The sequence below is a fragment of the Achromobacter pulmonis genome (genome assembly GCF_902859765.1).
Classification (GTDB): Bacteria; Pseudomonadota; Gammaproteobacteria; order Burkholderiales; family Burkholderiaceae_B; genus Achromobacter; species Achromobacter pulmonis.
The window spans coordinates 282,976-307,088 of sequence record NZ_CADIJV010000001.1; the positions used below are offsets into that span (position 1 = coordinate 282,976).

The following is a 24,113-nucleotide window of genomic DNA, read 5'->3' on the forward strand; positions in this document are numbered from 1 at the left end:
CTTGACGCGATTTTTCAGTCCGTGTTTCGCCCACGGCGCCGGCCGGCGCGTTCCGGCCGCCGTCCGCATTCCGCGCCCCGCCACAGGAGAACATCTATGCTCAAAGGAAAAGTCGCAGTCGTCACCGGTTCCACCAGCGGGATCGGCCTGGGTATCGCCACCGCGCTGGCCGCGCAGGGTGCCGATATCGTCCTGAACGGCTTCGGCGACGCCGCCGAGATCGAAAAGGTGCGCGCCGGGCTGGCCGCCCAGCATGGTGTCAAGGTGCTGTACGACGGCGCCGACCTGTCCAAGGGCGACGCCGTGCGCGGCCTGATCGACAACGCGGTGCGCCAGATGGGCCGCATCGACATCCTGGTCAACAACGCCGGCATCCAGCACACCGCCCTGATCGAGGACTTTCCCACCGAAAAATGGGATGCGATCCTGGCGCTGAATCTGTCGGCCGTGTTCCATGGCACGGCCGCCGCGCTGCCGCACATGAAGAAGCAGGGCTTCGGCCGCATCATCAACATCGCCTCGGCGCACGGCCTGGTGGCCTCGGCCAACAAGTCGGCCTACGTCGCCGCCAAGCACGGCGTGGTCGGTTTCACCAAGGTAACCGCGCTGGAAACCGCCGGCCAGGGCATCACCGCCAACGCCATCTGCCCGGGCTGGGTGCGTACCCCGCTGGTCGAAAAGCAGATCTCGGCATTGGCCGAAAAGAATGGCGTCGACCAGGAAACCGCCGCGCGCGAACTGCTCAGCGAAAAGCAGCCGTCGCTGCAATTCGTCACGCCCGAGCAACTGGGCGGCACGGCCGTTTTCCTGGCCTCCGATGCCGCCGCGCAAATTACCGGCACCACCGTCTCCGTCGATGGCGGCTGGACGGCGCGCTGATCAAAGGAACCTCCGCATGCTGTTTCTGCTTTCCCCCGCCAAGAAGCTGGACTACGACTCGCCGGTGCACATCGAGACGCACACCCAGCCGCTGTTCGTGGACCAGGCCGCCGGCCTGATCAAGGTCCTGAAGACCAAGACCGCGGACGACATTGCCGCACTGATGAGCCTGAGCCCGGCGCTGTCCGAGCTCAACGCGCAGCGCTACGCCGAATGGAAGCGCACCTTCACCCAGGCCAATTCGCGCCAGGCCGTGCTGGCCTTCAATGGCGACGTGTACGAGGGCCTGGACGCCGCGACCCTGTCGGCCAAGCAACTGGATTGGGCCCAGGATCATGTGGCCATCCTCAGCGGCCTGTATGGCGTGCTGCGGCCGCTGGACCTGATGCAGCCGTACCGCCTGGAAATGGGCACGCGCCTGCAGACGCCGAAGGGCAAGAACCTGTACGAATACTGGGGCAGCGCCATTGCCGACTATCTCAACGAACGCCAGGCCGGGCAGAAGGCGCCGGTCATCGTCAATCTGGCCTCGGAAGAGTATTTCAAGTCGGTCGACCTGAAGGCGCTCAAGGCGCGCGTGGTGCAGTGCGTGTTCCAGGACTGGAAAAACGGCGCCTGGAAGATCATCAGCTTCCACGCCAAGCGCGCGCGCGGCCTGATGGCGCGCTACGCCATCCTGCACAAGGTGTCCAAGCCGGAAGGCCTGCAAGGCTTCGACCTGGAAGGCTACCGGTACGACGCCTCGGCCTCCTCCGACGACAAGCTCGTGTTCCGCCGCAAGCTTTGAACGAACCGCTGGCGGCCATGAGAAAGCCGGCCTCTCGCGAGGCCGGTTTTTTATTGCGGCAAGGGTTCAGGCCGGCGCCGCCACCGGCGGCGCATGCAGCGGATCCGCCAGCGCCTGCAGTTCCTGCCGGATCATGTGCGAGGCCTTGATCATCTGCTTGACCGGATACACCAGCGCCGCCTGCTCGCCCGCGGTGTCGAACTGGGTCGGCAGGTCGGCGGGTGCCTGGGCGCGGTTCTGGTCCAGCAGTTCGACCATGCCGGCCAGCGCCTGTTGCACCGCCTGCGGCGTGGCTGGCAGCGCGGCCAGGATCGGAATGGCCGCGGTGATCTGCGAGGCCAGCACGTGGTTCTGGATCAGCAGGTTGTTCAGTTCCGGCACGCTGACCTGGTGCGACTTGGGCTCGCTCATCATGCGGTAGAACGCCTCGGCGAAATTGCTGAAGGCAATGTGCACGTTCTTGCGCGCCAGGCGCCAGGCCAGGTCGGCGTCGGTGACGGCGGGCGTGGCGTCGGCGGCCGCGCCCACCGGTGCGCCATGCGCCTGCATCGCTTCCACGTAGCGCATGCCGGCCATCAGGTACTCGCGGTTGGCGCGGGTGGCCGCCGCCGCCAGCGGCTTGAGGTAGCGCGCTTCCCACCACGGCAGGATGTAGCTGCATACCAGCGCCAGGGCGCAGCCGATCAAGGTGTCGATGGCGCGTTCGCCGATCACCGACATCGACACCGTGCCGGGCGAGACGAAGTGGAACACCAGCACCACGAACAGCGTGTTGAAGATGGCGCTGGCCATGTAGTTCAGCTGCACCATGCTGTTGCCCATGATGCAGGCGCCCAGCAGCACCGCGAACAGGATGCCGGGCCGGTCGGTGACGTTGAACAGCAGCAGGGCGCAGATGCAGCCGATCAGCGTGCCCATCAGGCGCCAGCCATTGCGCTGTCGGGTCAGCGCAAAGCCCGGCTTCATGATGATGACGATGGTCAGCATGATCCAGTAGTTGTGCGCCGAGAACGCCGGCGACAGCCATTGGCTGGCCAGCGTCATGGCGATGGCCGCCGCCGCCGTCACGCGCAGCGCGTAACGAAAGTGCGGCGAGTCCAGCCGCAGGTTGCTGGTGAGCAGGCCGACGCGGAATTCCTGGCGCGAGATGAAGCGCGTCAGCGACTTATTGATGCGCAGCACGTCGGTGGGCTTGGCATCCGGCGAGGCGGCGGTATGGTCGGCCAGGCGGTCGACGATGCGGGCCGAATTGCGCAGCCGGCGCAGCACCTGCACGATCAGCGCCAGCATCTCGGGCTCGCGCTCGCCCAGGCCCTGCTGCTTGAGCTGCTCGATCTCGTATTCGATGGCGCGCAGTTCGGCCTTGGCGCTGCTGCGGTACTGCACCTTGCGGCCGCGCGACACATCCAGCGCGATGCGGTTCAATTCCAGGGACATCTTCACCAGCGCGTCGCGCATGAACATCAGGCAGTCGTTGCCGGCCAGCGCGCGCCGCAGCGCGGCGTAGTCGGTGTGGGTGGCCACCAGCGTGTCCAGCAACTGCAGCATGTCGACGAACATGTTCCAGATCATCACGCGCTGGCGGTCGCCCAGGCCCTTGCCGCGCGGCAGGGCGCGCAGCACCATGTCGCGTGCCGCCTGGTGCTTTTCGGTCATGATCGACTGGCGCTGGATCAGGGTGCGGTAGGCCTCGTCCAGGTCGGCCGTTTCGTCGTAGAAGGTGGCGCGCGCGGCCACGTAGTCGGCGGTGGCGAACAGCGCCACCGACATGGCCTGCTGTTCCTCGCGCAGCCAGAACAGCCGTGAAAATCCCAGACTGAACGCCACATAGAACAGCGCCCCGCCCAGCGTCGCGGCGGCATGTCCCAGCACTGCCTGCGGTTCCAGCGGCGAATGCATGGTCAGCGTCATCAGCAGCAGGCCGGCAAAGCCGATCAGGCCGCCGCGCTTGCCGAACACCGTGAACATGGAATAGACGAAACACTGCGCGATGACCACCAGCCAGATCAGCACGGGGTGGGTCGAGGCCAGGCCGGTGATGACGACGGTCAGCGTGCCCAGCGCGGCGCCGCCCAGCATCTCGTTGGTGCGGTGCCGCTGCGGCCCGCCGGGCTGGTCGATGATGGCCAGGCACTGCGCGCCGAAGGTGGCCACCAGGCCGGTGGTGTAGTGGCCGAACAGCCCCCCCAGCACCAGCACCGGCAGCAGCATGCCCACGCCCTGGCGCACGCCGCCGAAGAAGTAGTGGCTGTAGAGGAAGCGGCGAATGCTGGCAATGCGCAGATCCATGGGCGCGGGACTCGAATCCGGGTAACGCGACAAGTATAGAGAGGCTGACCGTGTTTTAGGGGCCGGATGGTTACCGAACTTTCCCGCAGGCGCCGGCGCGACTTCCGTGCAACGTCCGCGAAACCTCGATTTGCTACGTTTGCCGCAACGCGGTAAATTGCTCCACTTGCGCCGGTCTGCCTATCCGAAACCGGCGCGATGAGGCGGATGGCCAGGGTCACCTCCCAGCCCTCCTGCAGCAGATACTTTTGCCGTTGGCCGCGCCACAAGCGTGTGTTGCCAAGGCTTCCATTTCGACCTCCAGCGTCCCCCAGGGGCGTTCGCACTGCGTTCTGTCGAACGTATGCCGGGTCGGCAGGGTGTCCGGGTGGCGTGGCTCCGTGAGCCGCTAAGCGCCGGATCATGTTGCCGTGGCCGGTATGGGTTCCGTTGCCGCCGTATCCGGGCGCGCAGCAGTCAGGGTTGCAGGGCCGGTTTTGAAAGGAATGACAACATGGAAATGAATGGCGCCGATATCGTCGTGCGCTGCCTGGCCGATGAGGGCGTGGAACACGTTTTCGGCTACCCTGGCGGCGCGGTGCTCTACATCTACGACGCGATTTTCAAGCAGGACAAATTCCAGCATATCCTGGTTCGTCACGAGCAAGCCGCCGTGCACGCGGCCGATGCCTACTCGCGCTCGTCGCAGAAGGTCGGCGTCTGCATCGTGACCAGCGGTCCGGGCGTGACCAATGCCGTCACCGGCATCGCCACCGCCTACATGGATTCCATCCCCATGGTCATCATCAGCGGGCAGGTGCCCACTGCGGCCATTGGCGAGGACGCCTTCCAGGAATGCGACACCGTCGGCATCACCCGTCCCTGCGTCAAGCACAACTTCCTGGTGCGTGACGTCAAGGATCTGGCCGAAACCATGCGCCGCGCGTTCTACATCGCGCGCACCGGCCGTCCCGGCCCGGTGCTGGTGGATATCCCCAAGGACATCACCGTCGCGCAGTGCAAGTACACCCCGCCCAAGGGCGAGATCTCGATGCGTTCCTATGCGCCCGTCAACAAGGGCCACCAGGGGCAGATCAAGAAAGCCGTGCAGATGCTGCTGGCCGCCGAACGGCCCATGATCTACACCGGCGGCGGGGTCATCCTGTCGAACGCCGCGCCCGAGCTGAACAAGCTCGTGTCGCAACTGGGCGCGCCCTGCACCAGCACCCTGATGGGCCTGGGCGGCTTCCCCGCCAGCAGCGGCCAGTTCGTCGGCATGCCCGGCATGCACGGCACCTACGAGGCCAACATGGCGATGCAGCACTGTGACGTGCTGCTGGCCATCGGCGCCCGGTTCGATGACCGCGTGATCGGCAACCCCAAGCACTTCGCCCAGAACGCCCGCAAGATCATCCATATCGATATCGACCCGTCGTCGATCTCCAAGCGCGTGCGCGTGGACGTGCCGATCGTCGGCAACGTCAAGGATGTGCTGGCCGACCTGAGCGCGCAGTACGAGGCCGCCTCGGCCGAGCACAAGCCCGCTTCCATCGCCAAGTGGTGGGAGCAGGTCGAAGTCTGGCGCGGCAAGGAATGCCTCAAGTTCGCCAACTCGGACGAAGTCATCAAGCCGCAGTTCGTGGTGGAAAAGCTCTGGGAAGTGACCGGCGGCGACGCCTTCGTCACCTCCGACGTGGGCCAGCACCAGATGTGGGCCGCGCAGTACTACAAGTTCGACAAGCCGCGACGCTGGATCAACTCCGGCGGCCTGGGCACCATGGGCGTGGGCCTGCCGTACGCCATGGGCGTGCAGATGGCCAATCCGGGCCAGGACGTCGCCGTGATCACCGGCGAGGCCTCGATCCAGATGAACATCCAGGAATTGTCGACCTGCCATCAGTACCGGCTGACGCCCAAGATCGTCTGCCTGAACAATCGCTTCCTGGGCATGGTGCGGCAGTGGCAGCAGATCGACTACGGCTCACGCTATTCCGAGTCGTATATGGATTCGCTGCCCGACTTCGTCAAGGTCGCCGAGGCCTATGGCCACGTGGGCCTGCGCATCGAGCGCCCGGCCGACGTCGAACCGGCGCTGCGCGAAGCGTTTGGCAAGCACAAGGAGCGCCTGGTCTTCCTGGACTTCATCACCGACCGCACCGAAAACGTGTGGCCGATGGTCAAGGCCGGCCGCGGGCTGACCGAAATGCTGCTCGGCTCTGAAGACCTGTAAGGAGGCCACCATGAAGCACGTGATTTCCGTCCTCCTCGAAAACGAGCCCGGCGCGCTGTCGCGCGTGGTCGGCCTGTTCTCGGCGCGGGGCTACAACATCGAGACCCTGACCGTGGCGCCGACCGAGGATGCCACGCTGTCGCGCATGACCATCGTCACGACGGGCTCGGACGAGGTCATCGAGCAGATCACCAAGCACCTGAACCGCCTGGTGGACGTGGTCAAGGTCGTGGACCTGACCGAAGGCGCGCACATCGAGCGCGAGCTGATGCTCGTGAAGGTGCGCGCGGTCGGCAAGGAGCGCGAGGAAATGAAGCGCATGGCGGACATCTTCCGCGGCCGCATCATCGACGTGACCGACAAGTCCTACACCATCGAACTGACCGGGGTGCAGGAAAAAGTACAGGCCTTCCTGGAGGCCCTGGACCGCAGTGCCATTCTGGAAACCGTGCGCACCGGCGTGTCCGGCATCGGCCGCGGTGAACGGATCCTGAAGATTTGACCGGCCTTCCAGGCCAAGCCGCACCCTACATACGAACCAACGAATAATCCAAGATATCTGGAGCACCCCATGAAAGTTTTCTACGACAAAGACTGCGACCTCTCCCTCATCAAAGGCAAGACCGTCGCCATCATCGGCTACGGCTCGCAAGGCCATGCCCACGCCCAGAACCTGAACGACTCGGGCGTGAAGGTCATCGTCGGCCTGCGCAAGGGCGGCGCCTCGTGGGACAAGGCCGCCAACGCCGGCCTGCAGGTCAAGGAAGTGGCGGAAGCCGTCAAGGCCGCGGACATCGTCATGATGCTGCTGCCCGACGAGAACATCGCCTCGGTCTACAACAAGGAAGTGCACGCCAACATCAAGGCCGGCGCCGCCCTGGCGTTCGCCCACGGCTTCAACGTCCACTACGGCCAGGTCGTGCCGCGTGAAGACATCGACGTCATCATGATCGCCCCGAAGGCCCCGGGCCACACGGTGCGCAACACCTACAAGCAGGGCGGCGGCGTGCCCCACCTGGTCGCGGTCTACCAGGACAAGTCGGGCGCCGCGCGTGACGTGGCCCTGTCGTACGCCAGCGCCAACGGCGGCGGCCGTGCCGGCATCATCGAAACCAACTTCCGTGAAGAAACCGAAACCGACCTGTTCGGCGAGCAGGCCGTGCTGTGCGGCGGCACCGTCGAACTGATCAAGGCGGGTTTCGACACGCTGGTGGAAGCCGGCTACGCGCCCGAAATGGCCTACTTCGAGTGCCTGCACGAACTGAAGCTTATCGTCGACCTGATCTACGAAGGCGGCATCGCCAACATGAACTACTCGATCTCGAACAACGCCGAATTCGGCGAGTACGAGACCGGCCCGAAGATCGTGACGGACGAGACCCGCAAGGCCATGCGCCAGTGCCTGACGGACATCCAGACCGGCGAATACGCCAAGAAGTTCATCCTGGAAAACGCCGCCGGCGCCCCGACGCTGACCTCGCGCCGCCGCATCAACGCGGAATCGCAGATCGAAGTGGTGGGCGGCAAGCTGCGCGCCATGATGCCCTGGATCGCCGCCAACAAGCTGGTGGACAAGTCCAAGAACTGATTCCGGTGTGCGCGCGGGGTTTGCGCCCCGCGCGCGCCGGCCGAAAGCGGCATGCCTGGCGAAGGCATGCCGTTTTTTTTGTGCCGGCGCGGGCATGGCCCTTGCTGCGGCCCGTTGCGGGGCCAGATGAGTTAACCTTTCAATGTCTGTCGTAAGTAATTGAGACCATGCCCAATTTTTCCATGCGCGATTCCGAGAACCGCCACCGAAGCATCTACCTGCTGCCCAATGCATTCACCACCGCGGCCCTGTTCGCGGGGTTCTATGCCGTGGTGCAGGCCATGAACAACCGCTTCGAGGTTGCCGCGATCGCCATCTTCGTGGCCATGGTGCTGGACGGCATGGACGGCCGGGTGGCGCGCCTGACCAATACCCAGTCGGCCTTTGGCGAACAATACGATTCGCTGTCGGACATGACGTCGTTCGGCGTGGCGCCGGCGCTGGTGATGTACGAATGGATCCTGAATGACCTGGGACGCTGGGGCTGGCTGGCGGCATTCGTCTACGTGGCCGGGGCCGCGCTGCGCCTGGCGCGCTTCAATACCAATATCGCGGTGGTGGACAAGCGCTTCTTCCAGGGCCTGCCGAGTCCGGCGGCGGCGGCGCTGGTGGCCGGCTTCGTCTGGCTGGCGGTCGATAACAAGCTGCCGATCCACGACAGCGTGATGGCCTGGGTTGCGTTCACGCTGACCATGTACGCCGGCATCACCATGGTGTCGAACGCGCCGTTCTTCAGCGGCAAGAGCTTTGCCCTGGGCCGCAGCGTGCCGTTCTGGGGCATCTTGCTGGTGGTGGCGGTGTTCGTGTTCGTGTCCAGCGATCCCCCGGTGGTGCTGTTCGGCCTGTTCGTGCTGTATGGCCTGTCGGGCTGGATCACCTGGGCCTGGCGCTGGAACCGCGCCCGGCGCTTGCAGCAGGAGCGCCGCGGCCAGTCGTCCTGACCGAACGTGTGGCGCCTCACGCAAAAAACCCGCCGCGAGCGGGTTTTTTGCTGGGCAGGCGGCGCAGGATCAGCGCCACATATCAGCGCCACATGAAGCGGTCATCGTCGTACATCGGGTCCGGGCCGGGGTGGAAGTGTGTCACCCCGTTGCCGTCGCGCCCCATGTAGACATACATCAGGGAATTCCAGACGCCGTTTTCCTTGTAGCGGTACGACCACACGACCTCGCGTTTCTCGCCCAGGCCGGCTTCCTCGATGCGGGCTGGCGGGCCGAACTCGCAGCGCACGCGGTCCGGGCCCCATTGGCCCTGTTCCAGCACTCTGAAGTGGGCATCGGTCAGCAATGGCATGACGCGGTCGACCCGACCGTCGGCGCCGACGTTGGCGCCCCAGGCGTACTGGCCCATGGGCTGCTGCGTCCAGATCACGCGGCGACCGCCGTTGGCCTGCGGGCATTCGAAATTGGGCCGGCCGAACTGGGTCTGGACCTCGGCCAGCGGGGTGCCCGGGGCGACCTGGGCAAGATTGGCACAGGCGGCCAGCCCGGCGAGGGCCGCGGCGGCCAGGGTGGTGCGGGCAACTCTGTAATAATTTGACATATCGTGGCTCCTGATGCCTTGCGGCGGGGCAGCGGTGCGATGCCTGGCGGCGGGCCGGCGCTGTCTCTGGGGTAATTCTAGCGAATCGGCTATAATCGCCGGGCTTTATCAAGTGTATTGATTTTGCAAGATGCTTTGCGCCGGCAACGGGGCTGGGCTGGATGGGAATCCAACAGGGCGCTGGCCCGGGATTTCCGGTGTTTCCAGGGTGGCCCCGAAGCAGCAGTGAGAACGCAATAATGCTTTTCGCCGGCAGCGATTTTTTTTCAAACCACGTCAGGGCGCCTCGGCCCTGTCGCATGTCCGAAGAGGTCATCCATGTCTGTAGCTGACATCAAGAAATCCGATATCGTTGCGCAATTCCAACGCGCTCAAGGCGATACCGGTTCCCCCGAAGTCCAGGTGGCTCTGCTCACCGCCCGTATCAACGAACTGACCGGTCACTTCAAAGAACACATGAAGGACCATCACTCGCGCCGCGGTCTGCTGCGCATGGTCAGCCGTCGCCGCAAGCTGCTCGACTATCTCAAGGGCCGCAATCCCGACTCGTACCGCGCACTGATCGAAAAACTCGGTCTGCGCAAGTGATCGACGGGGCTGGCTCCCCATGACGCAACCGTGGTCGGTGCGACGCATGTCGCGACGGCCACGGTTTTTCATTTGTAAGGAATAATCGTCATGTTCAACAAAGTGACAAAATCGTTCCAGTACGGCCAGCACACGGTCGTCCTGGAAACCGGCGAAATCGCTCGCCAGGCCTCCGGCGCCGTGGTGGTGTCGATCGAGGACACCGTCGTCCTGGCCACTGTCGTGGCCTCCAAGAAGGCCAAGCCGGGCCAGACGTTCTTCCCGCTGACCGTCGACTACATCGAAAAGACCTACGCCGCCGGCCGTATCCCCGGTGGTTTCTTCAAGCGCGAAGGCAAGCCGTCCGAAAAGGAAACGCTGACCTCGCGCCTGATCGACCGTCCCCTGCGTCCGCTGTTCCCCGAAGACTTCTACAACGAAGTCCAGGTGGTCATCCACACGCTGTCGGTCAATCCTGAAATCGATCCCGACATTCCCGCCATGATCGGCGCGTCCGCCGCGCTGGCCATCTCGGGCATCCCCTTCAATGGCCCGATCGGCGCCGCCCGCGTGGGCTACATCGACGGCCAATACGCCATCAACCCGACCGCTTCGCAGCTCAAGTCCTCGGCGCTGGACCTGGTGGTGGCCGGCACTGAAAACGCCGTGCTGATGGTGGAATCGGAAGCCGACCAGCTGTCCGAGGAAATCATGCTGGGCGGCGTGGTCTACGGCCACGAGCAGATGCAGGCCGTCATCAACGCCATCCACGAACTGGTCAAGGACGCCGGCAAGCCCGATTGGGACTGGCAGCCGCCCGCCAAGGACGAGGCCCTGATCGCCGCCGTCACCGCGGCCGCCCAGGAAGGCCTGAACGCCGCCTACCAGATCCGTGAAAAGCAGGCCCGCACCACCAAGCTGCGCGAAGTCTACGCCGACGTCTCGGCCAAGCTGAACGCCGCCGCCGCCGATAAGGGCGAGCCGGCGCCGGACGCCGTCACGGTCGACAACATCCTGTTCTCGCTGGAATCGGCCATTGTCCGCGGCCAGATCCTGAACGGCGAACCGCGCATCGACGGCCGCGATACCCGCACCGTGCGTCCCATCAGCGTGCGCCTGGGCGTGTTGCCCCGCGCGCACGGCAGCGCCCTGTTCACCCGTGGTGAAACCCAGGCGCTGGTCGTGGCCACGCTGGGCACCAAGCAGGACGAGCAGATCATCGACGCGCTCATGGGCGAATACCGCGACCGCTTCATGCTGCACTACAACATGCCTCCGTTCGCCACCGGCGAAACCGGTCGCATCGGCGTGCCCAAGCGTCGTGAAATCGGCCACGGCCGCCTGGCCAAGCGCGCGCTGATCCCGCTGCTGCCGGCTCCGGAAGACTTCCAGTACACCATCCGTATCGTGTCGGAAATCACCGAGTCCAACGGCTCGTCGTCGATGGCTTCGGTCTGCGGCGGCTCGCTGGCCATGATGGACGCCGGCGTGCCGGTCAAGGATCACGTGGCCGGCGTGGCCATGGGCCTGATCCTGGACGGCGGCAAGTTCGCCGTGCTGACCGACATCCTGGGTGATGAAGATCACCTGGGCGATATGGACTTCAAGGTCGCGGGCACCGAGAACGGCGTCACCGCGCTGCAGATGGACATCAAGATCCAGGGCATCACCAAGGAAATCATGCAAGTGGCGCTGGCGCAGGCCCGCGAAGGCCGCCTGCACATCCTGGGCAAGATGAAGGAAGCGCTGGACGGTTCGCGCGGCGAGCTGTCGGCTTTCGCCCCGCGCATGCTGACCATCAAGATCAACCCCGAGAAGATCCGCGACGTGATCGGCAAGGGCGGCGCCACCATCCGCGCGCTGACCGAAGAGACCGGCACGCAGATCGACATCTCCGACGACGGCACGATCGTGATCGCCAGCGTCGACGAAGCGCAGGCCAAGGAAGCCCAGCGCCGTATCGTCGAGCTGACCGCCGACGTCGAAGTGGGCCAGATCTACGACGGCTCGGTGCTGCGCCTGCTGGACTTCGGCGCCATCGTGCAAGTGCTGCCGGGCCGTGACGGCCTGCTGCACATCTCGGAAATCGCCAATTACCGCATCGCCAACATCAACGATGTGCTGAAGGTCGGCCAGCAGGTCCGCGTCAAGGTCATCGAGGCCGACGACAAGGGCCGCCTGCGCCTGTCGATCAAGGCTATCGGCGGCATCGAGCAGCAGCAACCTGCTGCCGAAGCCGCTCCGCAAGCGGAACCGCAAGCCGAATAAGGCCGGCCTTTCCGCGTGAGTAAAGCGGCGCCGTCAGGCGCCGTTTTTTTACGCCCGGCTGCGGCCTTGATTCATCTTCTTTCGTCTTCGAATACCGGGTATCTCCCATCTTCGCGCGCCTTACGGTAAAGTCTTGCGCGTGATACCAACGCCAGCACGGCGCGAGCCGGCAAGGGCGCCACGAAAAGGGGGATTCGGATGGGTCGAGCATGACGCGAGGGCGAGGATACGCCACGCTGGCGGCCGTGCTGCTGGGATCGCTGTTGGCCGGATGCATGTCCGCGCCAGGGCCGGGCCAGGGGTCGCCCAAGGGCGAAAGCATGTCGGCTGACCAGTTCGTCCAGACCGATTTCAACCGTACCGTCACCCTTGAGGTGCGCGACAACCTGGCCAGCCTCTACAGCCTGCTGGACAAGCTCTATCGGCGCAATCCCCGCGAATGGCGCAAGACCGGCGTGGCCGACCATGCCACCGCGGTGGCTCGGGTCAAGCATGCGATCGAGGTGCGCGTCCCGCCGGCCGATCTGGCCGGCCTGCATGACATCCAGATCCTGGCCGTCTCGCTCGATCCCAATTACAGCGGCGACCGCGTCGGCGCCTTCATCTACGGGCTGGCCGACACCATTATCGCCGCGCACAACGGCAAGACGCGCCTGTATGCCACCGACGCGCTCGACGGGCAGCGGGTCTACAATGCGGCACGGAATGTCGAGGCGGCGGCCTGGTTGCTGGCGTCGCGCCGCAACAGCCTGGGCGAACCGCTGTTGCTGGCCAACGAGATTTCACCGCAGGCCACCAACCTCAGCTTCGAGCGCGAGTTCGGCGCCATCATCGGCCGGCTCGATCTGATCGCCAACCTGCTTGGCGAGAACTCGCGGCGCATCGGCATCAATTACGCGCAAGGGCTTTTGCTGTTCAATTTCCTGCCGGTGCGCTAACAGGATTTTTTCATCGTGATCGATATCGCTTCCATCCAGACCGCCCGCGAGAACCTGCGCGGCCAGGTGCTCAAGACGCCGTTTACCCTGTCGCGCACGCTGTCCGACATCTTCGGCGCCGAGATCTGGCTGAAGTTCGAGAACCTGCAGTTCACCGCCAGTTTCAAGGAGCGCGGCGCGCTCAATCGCATGCTGACGCTGTCGGACGAGGAACGCCGCGCCGGTGTGATCGCTGTGTCGGCCGGCAACCACGCGCAGGGCGTGGCCTACCACGCGCAGCGCATGGGCGTGCCGGCGGTGATCGTGATGCCGCGCTTCACGCCGACCGTGAAGATCGCCAACACGCGCCGCTTCGGCGCCGAGGTGGTGCTGGCCGGCGATACCTTCGATGACGCCAAGGCGCATGGTTACGAATTGGCCAGGCAGCGCGGGCTGATCATGATCCATCCCTATGATGACGAAGCCGTGATTTCCGGGCAGGGCACGGTGGCGCTGGAGATGCTGGAAGACCAGCCGCAACTGGACACGCTGGTGATCGCCATCGGCGGCGGCGGCCTGATCGCGGGCATCGCCACCGCGGCCAAGGCGCTCAAGCCGGGTATCGAGATCATCGGCGTGCAGACCGAACGCTTTCCCGCCATGTACGCCGCGGTCAAGGGCGTATCGATGGAACAGGGCCAGTACACCATCGCCGAAGGCATCGCGGTCAAGTCGCCCGGCGCGCTGACGCAGCCGATCGTCAGCCAGTTGGTCGACCAGATCGAACTGGTCAGCGAGGCCGACATCGAGCATGCCATCGTGGTGCTGCTGGAAATCGAGAAGACCGTGGTCGAAGGCGCGGGCGCCGCCGGCCTGGCGGCTTTGTTGCGGGCCCAGGAAGCGGGCAGCGAACAGTTCAAGGGCAAGCGCATCGGCCTGGTGCTGACCGGCGGCAACATCGACCCCCTGATGCTCGGCGAGCTGATCGAGCGCGGCATGGTGCGCGCCGGGCGCCTGGCGCGCATCCGCGTCGACCTGCGCGACCTGCCGGGCGCGCTGGCGCACGCCACCAAGCTGATCGCCGACGCCCAGGCCAACATCACCGAGGTGCATCACCAGCGCGCGTTCACCTCACTGCCGGTGCGCAACGTGGAAGTGGACTTCGTGCTGCAGACGCGCGGCCCGGAGCACATCCAGGAAGTGATCGATATCCTGAATGCGGCCGGTTTCGCGGCCAGCAACCACGACCATTGAGTCACGCGCGGCCCAGTTCCGGGTCGCGTCCCACCTGGTTCTTGAGCCGGTACAGCCGCTCGCGATGCAAGGTCGCGGCCAGGGGCTCGGGGTCGCGCCCCAGTGCGACGTAGTCCGCCGGAATCTGCGCGATGGCCGCGCGCATGCGCTCGGCGCCGTCCTGCCACCACTGCGCCAGCATGCGGTCCGGGTTGTACACGTCCAGCCCTTGCCGGCGCAGCTCCGAGCGATTGAAATCCTTCAGGTTCCAGGTCAGCACCTGCACCACGGGTGTTTGTGGCAGGCCGCAGCGCGCGCGGCGCGCCAGGCCGGCGGCGATGACATGGAAGTCCTTGGGGTCGCTGTAGCGCAGCGCGGCTTCGTAGACCTGCGTGTCGCGCTCGCTGGCCTGCGGGAAGCGGGCGTTCATCTCGGCCCAGAATTCGGCCATGACCTCGGGCGGAATGTCCCAGATGCGGCAGGCATTGCGGCGCCACTCCTCGCCGATGCGTTCGGTCCAGACCGGCTGGAACACGCCGGCCTCGGCCAGGCGCAGCAGCAGGCGGCGCAGGATGCCGGACATGAGGACGCAGGCGTCCAGGACGATGAAGGGCGGAGTGGCGTTAGGAATGGTCAAGGCAGGCGAAGCGTTCGGAGCGGCCGGGATGCGGCCGCGACCGTGCAGTGTAAGCGCTTGCGCTGGGTGGCCGGTCTTCAAGGCTGAATCGCGATTTCCAGCGCGCGTTCCAGCGACGCCCGGATCATCTCGCCGTGGCCGAACTGCGGGAAGGCTTCATAGCTGGCGTCGGCGCCCGCCGACTGCAGGCCCTGGGCCATCTCGCGCACGGCGGCGCGCGGATCTTCGCTCGTGGCGGGCACAGCGCCGCCGGGCGTGGGACGGCTGGGATCGCGCGGCTTGGTGCCGACCAGGATGGCCACCCGCTTGCCGGCGGCCTTGCGGGCGTCGAACCGCCGCCATTCCTGGATCAGCGCGCCGTCGTGCCACCAGGCCGAGGGGTCGCCGACGATATAGCGGGAGAAGGCCCGCGGCTGCGTGAAGAGCACGTGCAGCGCGAAGAGCCCGCCGTATGAATGGCCCCACAGGTATTCACGTTCCGGGTCGATGGCGGCGCGTTCGCGCACCAGCGGTTTGACCTGGGCGCGGATGAACGCCAGGAAAATGTCGGCGCCGCCGCCGACGCGGCCGCGCACCACGGGGCCGGGCACCGGCTTGCCGTTCTCGAATACTGGCGGGGTGTAGTCATAGGCCCGCGACACGACGTCGTTGCGCGTGTCGACGTCGTAGCCCAGCGCGACCAGCACCGGCGCGTGGCCCTGGCCCAGCTTGTCCAGGTCGGCCGGCGTCAGCGTGGCCAGGGCGGCGTTGCCGTCCAGCATGTAGAGCGCCGGGCTGCCCCCGCTAGCGGGGGCCTTTCTGGGGATGGCGATCTGGATACGGTAGTGGCGCTTGCCGTCGTCCGATGCCAGATTGTGTGTTTCGTAGCGGTAGACCGCCGAGGGACGATCGGCCACGGTTTCCCCCAGTGGCTGCATGCCCGGACGCAGCGGCGCGTCCGGCGCGGCCGCCGGCGCTTGCGCGGCTGTGGCCAGGATGCACGCCAGCACGGCGGCGGAAATCGGATGCGGGATCTTGTTTTTCATGAGAGGCCTACCAGTTGTAGTTCAGGGTCGCCGAGATAGTGCGCCGCGCGCCGTAGTAGCAGCTGGCGCTACCCGAGCAGCTTGCGAGATATTCCTTGTCGGTCAGGTTGCTGGCGTTGAGGGAGAATTTCAGGCCCTTCAGGCTGGGAGATACCGCGCCCAGATCGTAGCGTATGGCGGCGTCGATCAGGTTCACCGAGGGGCTGCGGTACTCGTTGGCGGTGTCGCCGTAGCTGCTGCCGGTATGGCGCAGGCCGGCGCCCAGGCTCAGGCCCGGGGCGATGTCCTGTGGCAGGCGATAGTCCAGCCACAGGTTGTAGCTGCGGCGCGGCACGCGCGGCAGTTCGTTGCCCTGCTCCGTGCCATTGCTCTGGGTGACTTCGCTGCGCATCAGGGTGGCCGAGGCCACGACCGTGATGTTGTCGGTCAGCGCGAAGTTGCCTTCCAGCTCCAGGCCGCGGACGCGGCCTTCGCCGGTCTGGACCTGGCATTGGCGGCCGTTGCACAAATGCGTGGGATCGGGGTCCGGTGTGGTGAGGTTCCGCTGCTTGATTTCATACGCCGAGAACGTGATCATGCTGCGCGAACCCGGCGGTTGGTACTTGATGCCGACCTCGGCCTGTTTGCCCTCGGTCGGCTTGAAAGGCCGGTCCTCGAAACCGACCCCGTTGACCGGCTCAAACGACGTGGCATAGCTGGCATAGGGCGCCAGGCCGTTCTCGAACAGATAGACCGCGCCGGCGCGCCACGTGGTGGCTTCGTCGTCGTAATGCGTCTTGGCGCCGGTGGCGCGCACCAGCGAATTGTCCCGCGACCAGTCGTGGCGCAGGCCCAGCGTGGCGGCCCATGGACCCCAGCGGATCTGGTCCTGCGCGTAGATGCCGGTCTGCTCGCTGTCGCTGCGCCGGCTGGGCGTCATGGCGCTCATGACGACGGGGCTGCCGTAGACCGGGGCGAAGACGTCGAGCGAGGAAGCCCGGCCGGACGCTTGCGCCACGCGGATAGTCTGGGTGCGATAGTCCAGGCCCGTGAGAAGGGTGTGTTCGGTCCGGCCCAGGCCGAAATCGAACTGGGCGTTGTTGTCGGCCGTGAAGCCTTCCGAGCGGATCTGGTTGCTGGACGCCGTGCGCCGCAGCGTGCGGCCGTCGGCCTGCAGGTCGCCCTGGCGCGAGACGCCGGCGTTGTCGGTATCCACCCGCATGTAGCGCAGCTTCTGGCCGAGCTTCACCTGATCGGTCAGGGCGTGGCTGAATTCATAGCCGATGGCATATTGCGTGCGGTCGTAGCGGTTGAAGCCGGGTTCGCCCAGGAAGCGGTCGGAACCGAAGCGGCCGTAGGCGGTCGCGTGATACGTGCCGTGGGAAGGCAGGAACTGGTAGGTGCTGCCGCCGCGGTCCTGCTGATAGTTGGCCAGCAGGGTCAACGACGTGCGCGCCGACGGCCGCCAGGTCAGGCTGGGCGCCAGCATCACGCGGTTCAGTTCCACGTAGTCGACCTGGGTGTCGGCGTGATAGGCGGTGCCCACCACGCGGTACAGCCATTCGCCAGAGTCGCCCATCGGTCCGCTGACGTCGGCGTTCAGGCGGGCCAGGCCGTCGGTGTCGGTGCCGACTCCGATCTCGCCGCGCGCGTAATCGGTGGGCCGCTTGCTCACCACGTTGACGAGCCCGCCCGGCGCGATCCGGCCGTACAGCACCGATGAGGGGCCGCGCAGCACTTCGACCCGATCCAGGCCGAAGCCGTCGAACTGGGTGGCCGAGGCGGTCGCGCCGCTGCTGCTGCCCGGCGGACGCAGGCCGTCCAGGTAGAGGTTGTTGGCGAAGCTGCCCGTGCGGAAGCCGCGCACGGAAATCTCGTCGACGCGGCTGTCCACGCCATACGAGCCTACCGAGACGCCGGCGCTGTAGCGCAGGGCTTCGGCGGTGTTCTTCGCGCCGATCATGTCCATCAGCTCGCGGTTGACCACGGACACGGATTGCGCGGTCTCGATGAGTGGCGTGGCGGTCTTGGTGCCCAGGCCGCTGTCCAGGGCCAACGGGCCGATGTCGCCCATGCCCTGGCCGGACACCGTCACGCTGGGCAGTATGGCTGTGCCCGCGCCCACGGGCTCGGGCGCGCGTTCGATGCGGTAGCCCTCGCCATTGGCGTTGGGCACGGCCCGCAGCTTGCTGCCGCGTAGCAACTGTCGCAGCGCGTCCGCCACCGATCCCTGCAGACGCATGGCCGGCGCCTGTTTGCCGGCCGTGAGCGGCGGGGCGCTGATGATGGTCACGCGGGCGGCCTGGCCCAGGCGCAGGAGCGCGTCCTGCAAGGACAGCGCTGGCAGCGTGATATCCACCGGGGCGTTTTCCGCTGCCCGCGCAGGCGGCGTCGCGGCGAGCGCGGCGGCGCACAGAAGCAGGCAAAGCGCGGCTGGCTTGAAGCGGCGGATGCGGCCGCCGTCAGGAGAGAGTCGTTGGGACATCGGTATGGGTTCTTCGGTTGGGGCCCGCGCAGCGGGCTTCAACTTGTCCTAACGAGCGGGCGTCGGGAACCTGCCGGAGATTTACATGTTGTTTCAGAATCAAGCCGGTTCGACACGGACCCAGTAGCGCGTGCGATACCGCACCCGCAGGCCCAACGTGACGGCCAGCGCCTCCAGGACCTGGTCCGTATCCTGGAGGCGGAAACTGCCGTTCACGCGCAGGGCGGCCACGCGCGCGTCGCATTGGACCAGGCCCGGCCGATAGCGCGCCAGTTCCGCGAGAAACGCCGCCAGCGGCATATCGTCGGCGATCAGCATGCCGTGCACCCAGGCGAACTCGCGCCCGGCCCAACCGGCCTCGTCTTCGATGCGGTGCGCCGAGAAGCGGCGCACGTCGCCTGCGCGCAGGTTCAGGCTGAGATCGCCTCGGGTGGTGAGGACGGCCTCTCCCGCATCGAGCGCCACGCGCGTCAGCGGGCCTTGCGCGCGCACCGCCAGGTGCGCGCGCGTCGGCACGATGCAGCCGCCGCGGGTCAGCACGCGCAGCGCCGAGTCAGCGGCGCGGGTGTCCAGCATGATCTCGCCGTCGTGCAGTTCGATGTCCAGGCCGCGTTCGTCCTGCCTCAGGTCCAGCGCGGTGCCGGTGTTCATCATCAACGCCACTTTGTCGTTTAGCGCCAGGTTGCGCTGTTCGCCGGTTGCGCTGCGGTAGGCCGCGAACCAGCCGGCTCCCTGTGCCTGGCGATAGAGCAGCGGGCTGCCCATCGCGATCCCGGCGCCGGCCGCCAGCAGCTTGAGCGTGCGCCGGCGCGCGTGGCGAAAGTCGATGGCCCCGAGCGCGGCGGCAGCGGCGTCGCCGCTCGCGGGCACGGCATCCTGCAGCAGCGCGAAGCGCCGCCAGACCTTGGCGTGCGAGGGCGACGCTTCGTACCAGCGCTGCCAAGCCTGCCGCGTGGCGGCGCTGCCGTCCTGTTCCAGGCGCACCAGCCAGCCGGCGGCCTGCGCGACCACGTCGGGCTGGCGCCTAGACATCGAGCGCGTGATAAAGGCGTTGCCAACCCTGGACCATGTCTTTCTGCACCACGTTGACCGTGATGTGCAGACGGCTCGCGATCGCCTCGTAGGACAGGCCCTGGAGGCGCGCCAGCAGGAACACTTCGCGCATGCGCCGCGGCATGCGGTCCAGCACCGCGCACACGGCCAGCAGTTGCTGCGACACCTGGGCCAGCATTTCGGGAGACGGGGAGAGCGGCTCGGGCTGTTGCGCCAGCGCGGCCAGGTAAGCGGTCTCCAGTTCGCGGCGCCGGTGGCGGTCGATCAGCAGGCGGCGGGCGATGGTGGCCAGGTAGCCGCGGTTCCAGCCGCGCGATTCCAGGTAGGTCTGGCGCAGCAGGCGTTCGAAGGTGTCCTGCACCAGGTCCCAGGCGTCGGCCGGGTGTCCGCCCGTCTGGCGCCGCATGAAGGCGAACAGCCAGGCGTGGTGTTCGCGGTACATCGACGCGACCAGGTTGGGATCGGCCGCCGCAGGATTTGAGGGCGCTTGCACGATGATGAAAAAGATTTGCGAATAGGAATCAGACGCAATTCTATATTTAGCGTACCTGCCTGGAAAGCGGGCCAGGGCCGGATGTCCACGGGGGAAGAGGAATGGGGGCGGCAAGGACGCGCAAGCGCGGGCCGACGGAGGCGTGCGATGGTGCCCGAGACCGGAATCGAACCGGTACGGCCTTGCGGCCGAGGGATTTTCGTACCACTTCGGCTTTCGCCGCCGGCGCGCGCGGCGCCGTTCGTGGTCTGGAGCACGCCTTCACCTTAGCCTTGCGGCCTTAGGTGCCCGCCGTCTGCTCTCTACACCTTCCCGGTTCTCGCGAACCGGGCTTGGCTCGGCGTTGGCTCGGAACGGGTCCAGGGCATTCGCCGAGTTTGACGGGCTACACCTCTGGAGTTTCCTCCGGAGGGCTCAAATGGATTCAAGTCCCTTGTGTCTACCAATTTCACCACTCGGGCATTGGGATTCCGACAGGAAGCCACAATGGGATACCTGGTGTGCGGCGCGAGCGCGCTGCGGTATCCGGCGGGCGAGACTATACCATCAGCAGGCGGGCGGCCCGTCATGCAAGGCCGTCCCCTGGAAAACTCAGCCGCTGAAACGCACGGTCCGGCGCTCGCGTTCGTCCACCTCCAGGGTGAAAACGTCGGGCCGCGCATAGTGGCCGACCACGTCGAAGTCATAGCGCGCACGCACCAGCTCATCGATATCGACCGTTGCCGTCAGCAGGCCGGCCTGGCCGTGCAACGGGCCGGCCAGCACGTCGCCCAGCGGCCCGACGATGAGCGAGCCGCCGTTGATGAGCGGGCGCTGCGGATCCCAGCCGGGCACGTCCAGGCCCAGCTCGGCGGGCGATGGCTGCACCTGGCAGGCGCTGATGACGAAGCAGCGGCCCTCGTGGGCGATGTGGCGCATCGAGCACTGCCAGATGTCGCGTTCGTCGACCGTGGGCGCGCACCAGATCTGCACGCCCTTGGCGTACATGGCGGTGCGCAGCAGCGGCATGTGGTTTTCCCAGCAGATGGCGCCGCCGATGCGGCCCGCGGCCGTCTCCAGCACGGGCAGTGTCGAGCCGTCGCCCTGGCCCCAGATCAGCCGTTCGGTGCCGGTGGGCATCAGCTTGCGGTGCTTGGCGGCCAGGCCGGTGGCGGGATCGAAGTACAGCGCGGTGCAGTACAGCGTGCTGCCGGCGCGTTCGATCACGCCGATCACCAGGCTGGCCCCGGTGCGTTGCGACAGCGCAGCCAGCGCGTCGGTCTCGGGGCCGGGCACGTCGATGGCGTTCTGGTAATAGCGGGCGTAGGCTTCGCGCCCTTCGGGCAGGCGGTAGCCGAGGCGGGTGCCGAAGATCTCGCCCTTGGGGTAGCCGCCCAGCAAGGCCTCGGGCATGACCACCAGCGCGGCGCCCGAGGCGCTGATCCCGGCCTCGAAGGCCAGGATCCGTTCCAGGGTGGCTTCCTTGCCTTCGGGCGAGGCGCCGATCTGCAGCGCGGCGACGGTGGTGGCGGTCATGGGGTTTCCTTTTTCACAGGGGAGTTGATGCGTCCTAGTGTCGGGGGCGGCCTAAAATCAATCAATCCTGCCTGGCGATAAATGATATGAACCAGATCGATATCGAGTCGACCGACCTGAACCTGCTCAAGGTGTTCGAGGCGATCTACGACGAGGGCGGCGCGGGTCGCGCCGCGCTGCGCCTGGGGGTGACCCAGTCGGCGGTCAGCGCGGCGCTGGCGCGGCTGCGCGTGCTATACGCCGACCCGCTGTTCGTGCGCACCGGGCGCGGCCTGTCGCCCAGCCTGCGGGCGCGCGAACTGCGGCCGATCATCGGCGAGGCGCTGGACAAGTGCCGGCAGAGCCTGTCGTTGGCCCGGCCGGGCGCGGCGGGATTCGGCGGACGCTCGGTCACGCTGGGGCTATCCGACGATTTCGAGGTCGCGCTTGGGCGCGAGGCGATCGCGGCGCTGGCCGGGGCGGCGCCGGGGCTGCGGTTGATCTTCCGCCAGACCCACAGCCGCGTGGCCGCCGACATGCTGATGGCGCGCGAGGTCGACCTGGTGATCGTATCCGGCGGCCTGACCGCACCGGCGTTGCAGCGCGTCACCGTGGGGCAGGGCGGCTATGCCTGCCTGGTTGATCCGGCCAGCCTGGCGCCGGGCCAGGATGCGTTGTCGGTGGAGAATTTCACCCGGCGTCCGCACGTGCTGGTGTCGTCGGGCGGCTTCATCGGCGTGGTTGATGAAGTGCTGCATGGCCTGGGCCTGAGGCGCCGGGTGCTGGCGTCCACCACGCATTTCTCGGCATTGGCGTTCCTGCTGCGCGGCGGCGATGCGCTGGCTACCCTGCCGGCGCACGCGGCGCGCGGGCTGGCGGCGGTTGCCGGACTGCGGCGGTTGCCGTGCCCGATTGCCATGCCGGACTACACCATCGAAATGGGCTGGCGCGCCGATGCGCTGCGCGACGAGGCGGTGGCGGTGGCACGCCGCTGCCTGTTGGGCTTGCTGCAGGGCTACGGTTGGGTGACCGCGCCGACGCAGCCAGAGTGATCGCCGGCATCGTCTCGGCCACGCTATTGCAGCCGCCGGCTCGTCCGACGCGGCACGCCATCCTCGACGTCTACTTGCGGCCGAACAATCGCCCCAGCAGGCCGCGCGGCGCGTTGGCCTGCCGTTCCGCCGCGAGGGCTCTTTCCAATGACAGCGCCTGATATTGCGGCTTGCCGTTCTGCTGGTAGGCCGCGGCGGCCTGGCGGAATGCCGAAGCGGACTCCGCATGGCGTGCCATGGCACCGAAGATCTCGCCGCGCGAGAATAGGGTCCAACTGCGGAACTCCGGATCCATCGCGATCAGGCGGTCACAGGCCACCAGGGCCTCGTCGTGGCGGCCCGCGGCGATCAGCGCGTTGACGGCGTCGGCCTGCAGCCTGCTGTCGTCGGGCCAGCGTTGCAGCGCGCGTTCGGCATCGGCCACCGCCTCCGGGCCGCGGCCCAGATGGGTCAAGGCGTCGATGCGCACGCGGCGCCATTTGAGCCAATCGGGGTCCAGCGCGATCGCCACTTCCGACAGGGGCAGGGCTTCGTCGTAGCGTTCCAGGCGGGTGAGCATGTCGGCGGCGTTGCCGGGCAGGAAATCGTCGTCCGGCGCCAGTTCGTAGCCGCGCAGGTAGTACGCCAGGGCCTGCTCCCACTCGCCTTGGTCGCGTTGCGCGTTGCCGGCCACGAACAGCAATTGGGTGTCGTCGCTGGTCAGCGGATCCAGCCCGCGCAGGGCTTCTTGCGCCACCTCGGGGTGGCCGCTGCGCACATACTCGCGGGCCTGCTCCTTGCGGCCTTCCCAGCCGTTGTCCGACAGGGCATCCAGCTTTTGCCACAGGGGGGCGGCCTCGCTGGCCCGGCCCAGGCGGTGCAGCGAGCGGGCCTTGCCTTCCAGCGGCCAGTCCCAGTCGGGTTCGCGGCGCAGCAGGCTGGTCCATTCTTCCACCGCGTCGGCATCGCGGCCCAGCGCCTGCAGGCATGAGGCACGGTTGTGCTGGATGGCGTTTTCCTCGCCCAGGATCGCCCGCGCCCGGTCGAACAGGGCGATGGCTCGGTGCAGGTCGCCCAGGCGGCGATAGGTGTTGCCGGCGTCGTACATGAAGCGGCCGTTGTCCGGGGCGAGCGCGATAGCGCGTTCGAAGTAGGGCACGGCTTCTTTGTGGCGCCCGGCATTGGCCAGGTTGGACGCGATGTAGCAATGCGGCGCGCCGGCCTGCGGGCGCCGCTGGATCGCGCGTGTCCAGCAGCCGATGGCATCCTGCAGGCGGCCGTCGTTGATCAACAGGTAGGCTTCGGCCAGCAGCAGCCCGAAATGCCCAGAAGTGCGCTGGCTGGCGGCGCGCAGCAAGCGCCAGGCCGCTTGCGGGTCGCCCTCGTCATAGCGCGCGGTGACCTGCACGGCGATGGCGTCCGGGCAGTGGGGATCGAGCGTCAGCGCCCGCGCCAGATCGGCGTCGCGCGCGACCGCGGCGCGGCGCCTGGCATGGCAGCGGGCGCGCAATGCCCACATCTCGGCGGCGTTGGGCTGCTCGCGCAGGCCTTGGTCGCACAGCGCGAGCATGCGCGTCGTGTCGCCGGCGTCTTCCGCGCGCAGGATGGATTCGATCAGTGTGGACATGCGGATTCCT

General features: G+C 66.8%; 20 protein-coding genes. 11 read left to right on the forward strand and 9 right to left on the reverse strand.

The window, feature by feature from the left end; genetic code table 11:
• The first annotated feature begins 96 nt into the window (after positions 1 to 96).
• Together HV701_RS01295 and yaaA are read left to right on the forward strand one after the other, a co-directional pair.
• Positions 97 to 879: a 3-hydroxybutyrate dehydrogenase gene (locus HV701_RS01295; RefSeq protein ID WP_175131334.1), complete on the forward strand. Its 783-nt coding sequence runs from the start codon at positions 97 to 99 to the stop codon at positions 877 to 879.
• 16 nt (positions 880 to 895) lie between these two features.
• Positions 896 to 1,666 carry a peroxide stress protein YaaA gene (gene yaaA, locus HV701_RS01300; protein ID WP_175131335.1) on the forward strand — a complete coding sequence of 257 codons (771 nt, stop codon included), beginning with the start codon at positions 896 to 898 and terminating at the stop codon, positions 1,664 to 1,666.
• Positions 1,667 to 1,732: 66 nt separating this feature from the next.
• Here yaaA and HV701_RS01305 read toward each other — a convergent pair whose 3' ends face one another.
• A complete protein-coding gene (locus tag HV701_RS01305; protein WP_175131336.1) occupies positions 1,733 to 3,955 on the reverse strand; it encodes an FUSC family protein in 2,223 nt (740 codons plus the stop codon).
• 439 nt (positions 3,956 to 4,394) lie between these two features.
• Between HV701_RS01305 and HV701_RS01310 the strand changes: the two genes are divergently transcribed.
• From HV701_RS01310 to pssA, 4 genes are all read left to right on the forward strand, one after another.
• Complete coding sequence (locus HV701_RS01310; RefSeq protein WP_276512718.1) at positions 4,395 to 6,164, forward strand: acetolactate synthase 3 catalytic subunit; 1,770 nt, start codon at positions 4,395 to 4,397, stop codon at positions 6,162 to 6,164.
• A 10-nt stretch (positions 6,165 to 6,174) separates the two neighbouring features.
• Positions 6,175 to 6,666 (forward strand): acetolactate synthase small subunit, encoded by a 492-nt coding sequence (gene ilvN / locus HV701_RS01315; protein WP_006217868.1) that lies wholly within the window; start codon positions 6,175 to 6,177, stop codon positions 6,664 to 6,666.
• A gap of 69 nt (positions 6,667 to 6,735) precedes the next feature.
• Positions 6,736 to 7,752, forward strand: a complete 1,017-nt coding sequence (ilvC, locus tag HV701_RS01320; protein WP_006389118.1) for a ketol-acid reductoisomerase — start codon at positions 6,736 to 6,738, stop codon at positions 7,750 to 7,752.
• Positions 7,753 to 7,919: 167 nt separating this feature from the next.
• Positions 7,920 to 8,693 (forward strand): CDP-diacylglycerol--serine O-phosphatidyltransferase, encoded by a 774-nt coding sequence (gene pssA, locus HV701_RS01325; protein ID WP_175131338.1) that lies wholly within the window; start codon positions 7,920 to 7,922, stop codon positions 8,691 to 8,693.
• 82 nt (positions 8,694 to 8,775) lie between these two features.
• Here pssA and HV701_RS01330 read toward each other — a convergent pair whose 3' ends face one another.
• Positions 8,776 to 9,294, reverse strand: a complete 519-nt coding sequence (locus tag HV701_RS01330; RefSeq protein ID WP_175131339.1) for a hypothetical protein — start codon at positions 9,292 to 9,294, stop codon at positions 8,776 to 8,778.
• Positions 9,295 to 9,612: 318 nt separating this feature from the next.
• Between HV701_RS01330 and rpsO the strand changes: the two genes are divergently transcribed.
• From rpsO to HV701_RS01350, 4 genes are all read left to right on the forward strand, one after another.
• Entirely contained in the window at positions 9,613 to 9,882 is a 270-nt protein-coding gene (rpsO, locus tag HV701_RS01335; RefSeq protein ID WP_006223612.1) for a 30S ribosomal protein S15, read from the forward strand.
• 90 nt (positions 9,883 to 9,972) lie between these two features.
• The gene (pnp, locus tag HV701_RS01340; RefSeq protein WP_175131340.1) at positions 9,973 to 12,129 is read left to right on the forward strand and encodes a polyribonucleotide nucleotidyltransferase; all 2,157 of its coding nucleotides are present in this window, start codon (positions 9,973 to 9,975) and stop codon (positions 12,127 to 12,129) included.
• 209 nt (positions 12,130 to 12,338) lie between these two features.
• Complete coding sequence (locus HV701_RS01345) at positions 12,339 to 13,067, forward strand: hypothetical protein (protein WP_175131341.1); 729 nt, start codon at positions 12,339 to 12,341, stop codon at positions 13,065 to 13,067.
• Between the two features lie 15 nt (positions 13,068 to 13,082).
• Positions 13,083 to 14,300 carry a threonine ammonia-lyase gene (locus HV701_RS01350; RefSeq protein WP_175131342.1) on the forward strand — a complete coding sequence of 406 codons (1,218 nt, stop codon included), beginning with the start codon at positions 13,083 to 13,085 and terminating at the stop codon, positions 14,298 to 14,300.
• Position 14,301: 1 nt separating this feature from the next.
• Here the strand turns inward: HV701_RS01350 and HV701_RS01355 are convergent, their stop codons facing one another.
• The 6 genes from HV701_RS01355 to HV701_RS01380 all read right to left on the reverse strand — a co-directional run bounded on the left by HV701_RS01355 (position 14,302) and on the right by HV701_RS01380 (position 21,466).
• Complete coding sequence (locus tag HV701_RS01355; RefSeq protein ID WP_244957853.1) at positions 14,302 to 14,862, reverse strand: PIN domain-containing protein; 561 nt, start codon at positions 14,860 to 14,862, stop codon at positions 14,302 to 14,304.
• Positions 14,863 to 14,993: 131 nt separating this feature from the next.
• A complete protein-coding gene (locus tag HV701_RS01360; RefSeq protein ID WP_175131344.1) occupies positions 14,994 to 15,941 on the reverse strand; it encodes an alpha/beta hydrolase in 948 nt (315 codons plus the stop codon).
• Positions 15,942 to 15,948: 7 nt separating this feature from the next.
• Positions 15,949 to 18,405, reverse strand: a complete 2,457-nt coding sequence (locus tag HV701_RS01365; protein ID WP_175131345.1) for a TonB-dependent siderophore receptor — start codon at positions 18,403 to 18,405, stop codon at positions 15,949 to 15,951.
• 99 nt (positions 18,406 to 18,504) lie between these two features.
• Positions 18,505 to 19,437 carry a DUF4880 domain-containing protein gene (locus tag HV701_RS01370; protein WP_175131346.1) on the reverse strand — a complete coding sequence of 311 codons (933 nt, stop codon included), beginning with the start codon at positions 19,435 to 19,437 and terminating at the stop codon, positions 18,505 to 18,507.
• The gene (locus HV701_RS01375; RefSeq protein ID WP_175131347.1) at positions 19,430 to 19,951 is read right to left on the reverse strand and encodes a sigma-70 family RNA polymerase sigma factor; all 522 of its coding nucleotides are present in this window, start codon (positions 19,949 to 19,951) and stop codon (positions 19,430 to 19,432) included. The genes HV701_RS01370 and HV701_RS01375 overlap by 8 nt, the downstream gene beginning before the upstream one ends.
• Positions 19,952 to 20,542: 591 nt before the next feature.
• The gene (locus HV701_RS01380) at positions 20,543 to 21,466 is read right to left on the reverse strand and encodes a carbon-nitrogen hydrolase family protein (RefSeq protein WP_175131348.1); all 924 of its coding nucleotides are present in this window, start codon (positions 21,464 to 21,466) and stop codon (positions 20,543 to 20,545) included.
• Positions 21,467 to 21,552: 86 nt separating this feature from the next.
• Here HV701_RS01380 and HV701_RS01385 point away from each other — a divergent pair, with 86 nt between their 5' ends.
• Positions 21,553 to 22,497 (forward strand): LysR substrate-binding domain-containing protein, encoded by a 945-nt coding sequence (locus tag HV701_RS01385; protein ID WP_175131349.1) that lies wholly within the window; start codon positions 21,553 to 21,555, stop codon positions 22,495 to 22,497.
• Positions 22,498 to 22,567: 70 nt separating this feature from the next.
• Here the strand turns inward: HV701_RS01385 and HV701_RS01390 are convergent, their stop codons facing one another.
• On the reverse strand, positions 22,568 to 24,103 hold the full coding sequence (locus HV701_RS01390) for a tetratricopeptide repeat protein (RefSeq protein ID WP_175131350.1): 1,536 nt from the start codon (positions 24,101 to 24,103) through the stop codon (positions 22,568 to 22,570).
• Between the last annotated feature and the right edge of the window lie 10 nt (positions 24,104 to 24,113).

Bases quoted from the DNA above. Each gene is read 5' to 3' on its own strand.
- rpsO (WP_006223612.1), top strand. From the start codon at position 9,613: ATGTCTGTAGCTGACATCAAGAAATCCGATATCGTTGCGCAATTCCAA.
- HV701_RS01365 (WP_175131345.1), bottom strand. From the start codon at position 18,405: ATGTCCCAACGACTCTCTCCTGACGGCGGCCGCATCCGCCGCTTCAAG.
- HV701_RS01385 (WP_175131349.1), top strand. From the start codon at position 21,553: ATGAACCAGATCGATATCGAGTCGACCGACCTGAACCTGCTCAAGGTG.
- yaaA (WP_175131335.1), top strand. From the start codon at position 896: ATGCTGTTTCTGCTTTCCCCCGCCAAGAAGCTGGACTACGACTCGCCG.
- ilvN (WP_006217868.1), top strand. From the start codon at position 6,175: ATGAAGCACGTGATTTCCGTCCTCCTCGAAAACGAGCCCGGCGCGCTG.
- HV701_RS01295 (WP_175131334.1), top strand. From the start codon at position 97: ATGCTCAAAGGAAAAGTCGCAGTCGTCACCGGTTCCACCAGCGGGATC.
- HV701_RS01305 (WP_175131336.1), bottom strand. From the start codon at position 3,955: ATGGATCTGCGCATTGCCAGCATTCGCCGCTTCCTCTACAGCCACTAC.
- HV701_RS01330 (WP_175131339.1), bottom strand. From the start codon at position 9,294: ATGTCAAATTATTACAGAGTTGCCCGCACCACCCTGGCCGCCGCGGCC.
- HV701_RS01380 (WP_175131348.1), bottom strand. From the start codon at position 21,466: ATGACCGCCACCACCGTCGCCGCGCTGCAGATCGGCGCCTCGCCCGAA.
- HV701_RS01345 (WP_175131341.1), top strand. From the start codon at position 12,339: ATGACGCGAGGGCGAGGATACGCCACGCTGGCGGCCGTGCTGCTGGGA.
- pnp (WP_175131340.1), top strand. From the start codon at position 9,973: ATGTTCAACAAAGTGACAAAATCGTTCCAGTACGGCCAGCACACGGTC.
- ilvC (WP_006389118.1), top strand. From the start codon at position 6,736: ATGAAAGTTTTCTACGACAAAGACTGCGACCTCTCCCTCATCAAAGGC.
- HV701_RS01390 (WP_175131350.1), bottom strand. From the start codon at position 24,103: ATGTCCACACTGATCGAATCCATCCTGCGCGCGGAAGACGCCGGCGAC.
- pssA (WP_175131338.1), top strand. From the start codon at position 7,920: ATGCCCAATTTTTCCATGCGCGATTCCGAGAACCGCCACCGAAGCATC.
- HV701_RS01360 (WP_175131344.1), bottom strand. From the start codon at position 15,941: ATGAAAAACAAGATCCCGCATCCGATTTCCGCCGCCGTGCTGGCGTGC.
- HV701_RS01370 (WP_175131346.1), bottom strand. From the start codon at position 19,437: ATGTCTAGGCGCCAGCCCGACGTGGTCGCGCAGGCCGCCGGCTGGCTG.
- HV701_RS01355 (WP_244957853.1), bottom strand. From the start codon at position 14,862: ATGTCCGGCATCCTGCGCCGCCTGCTGCTGCGCCTGGCCGAGGCCGGC.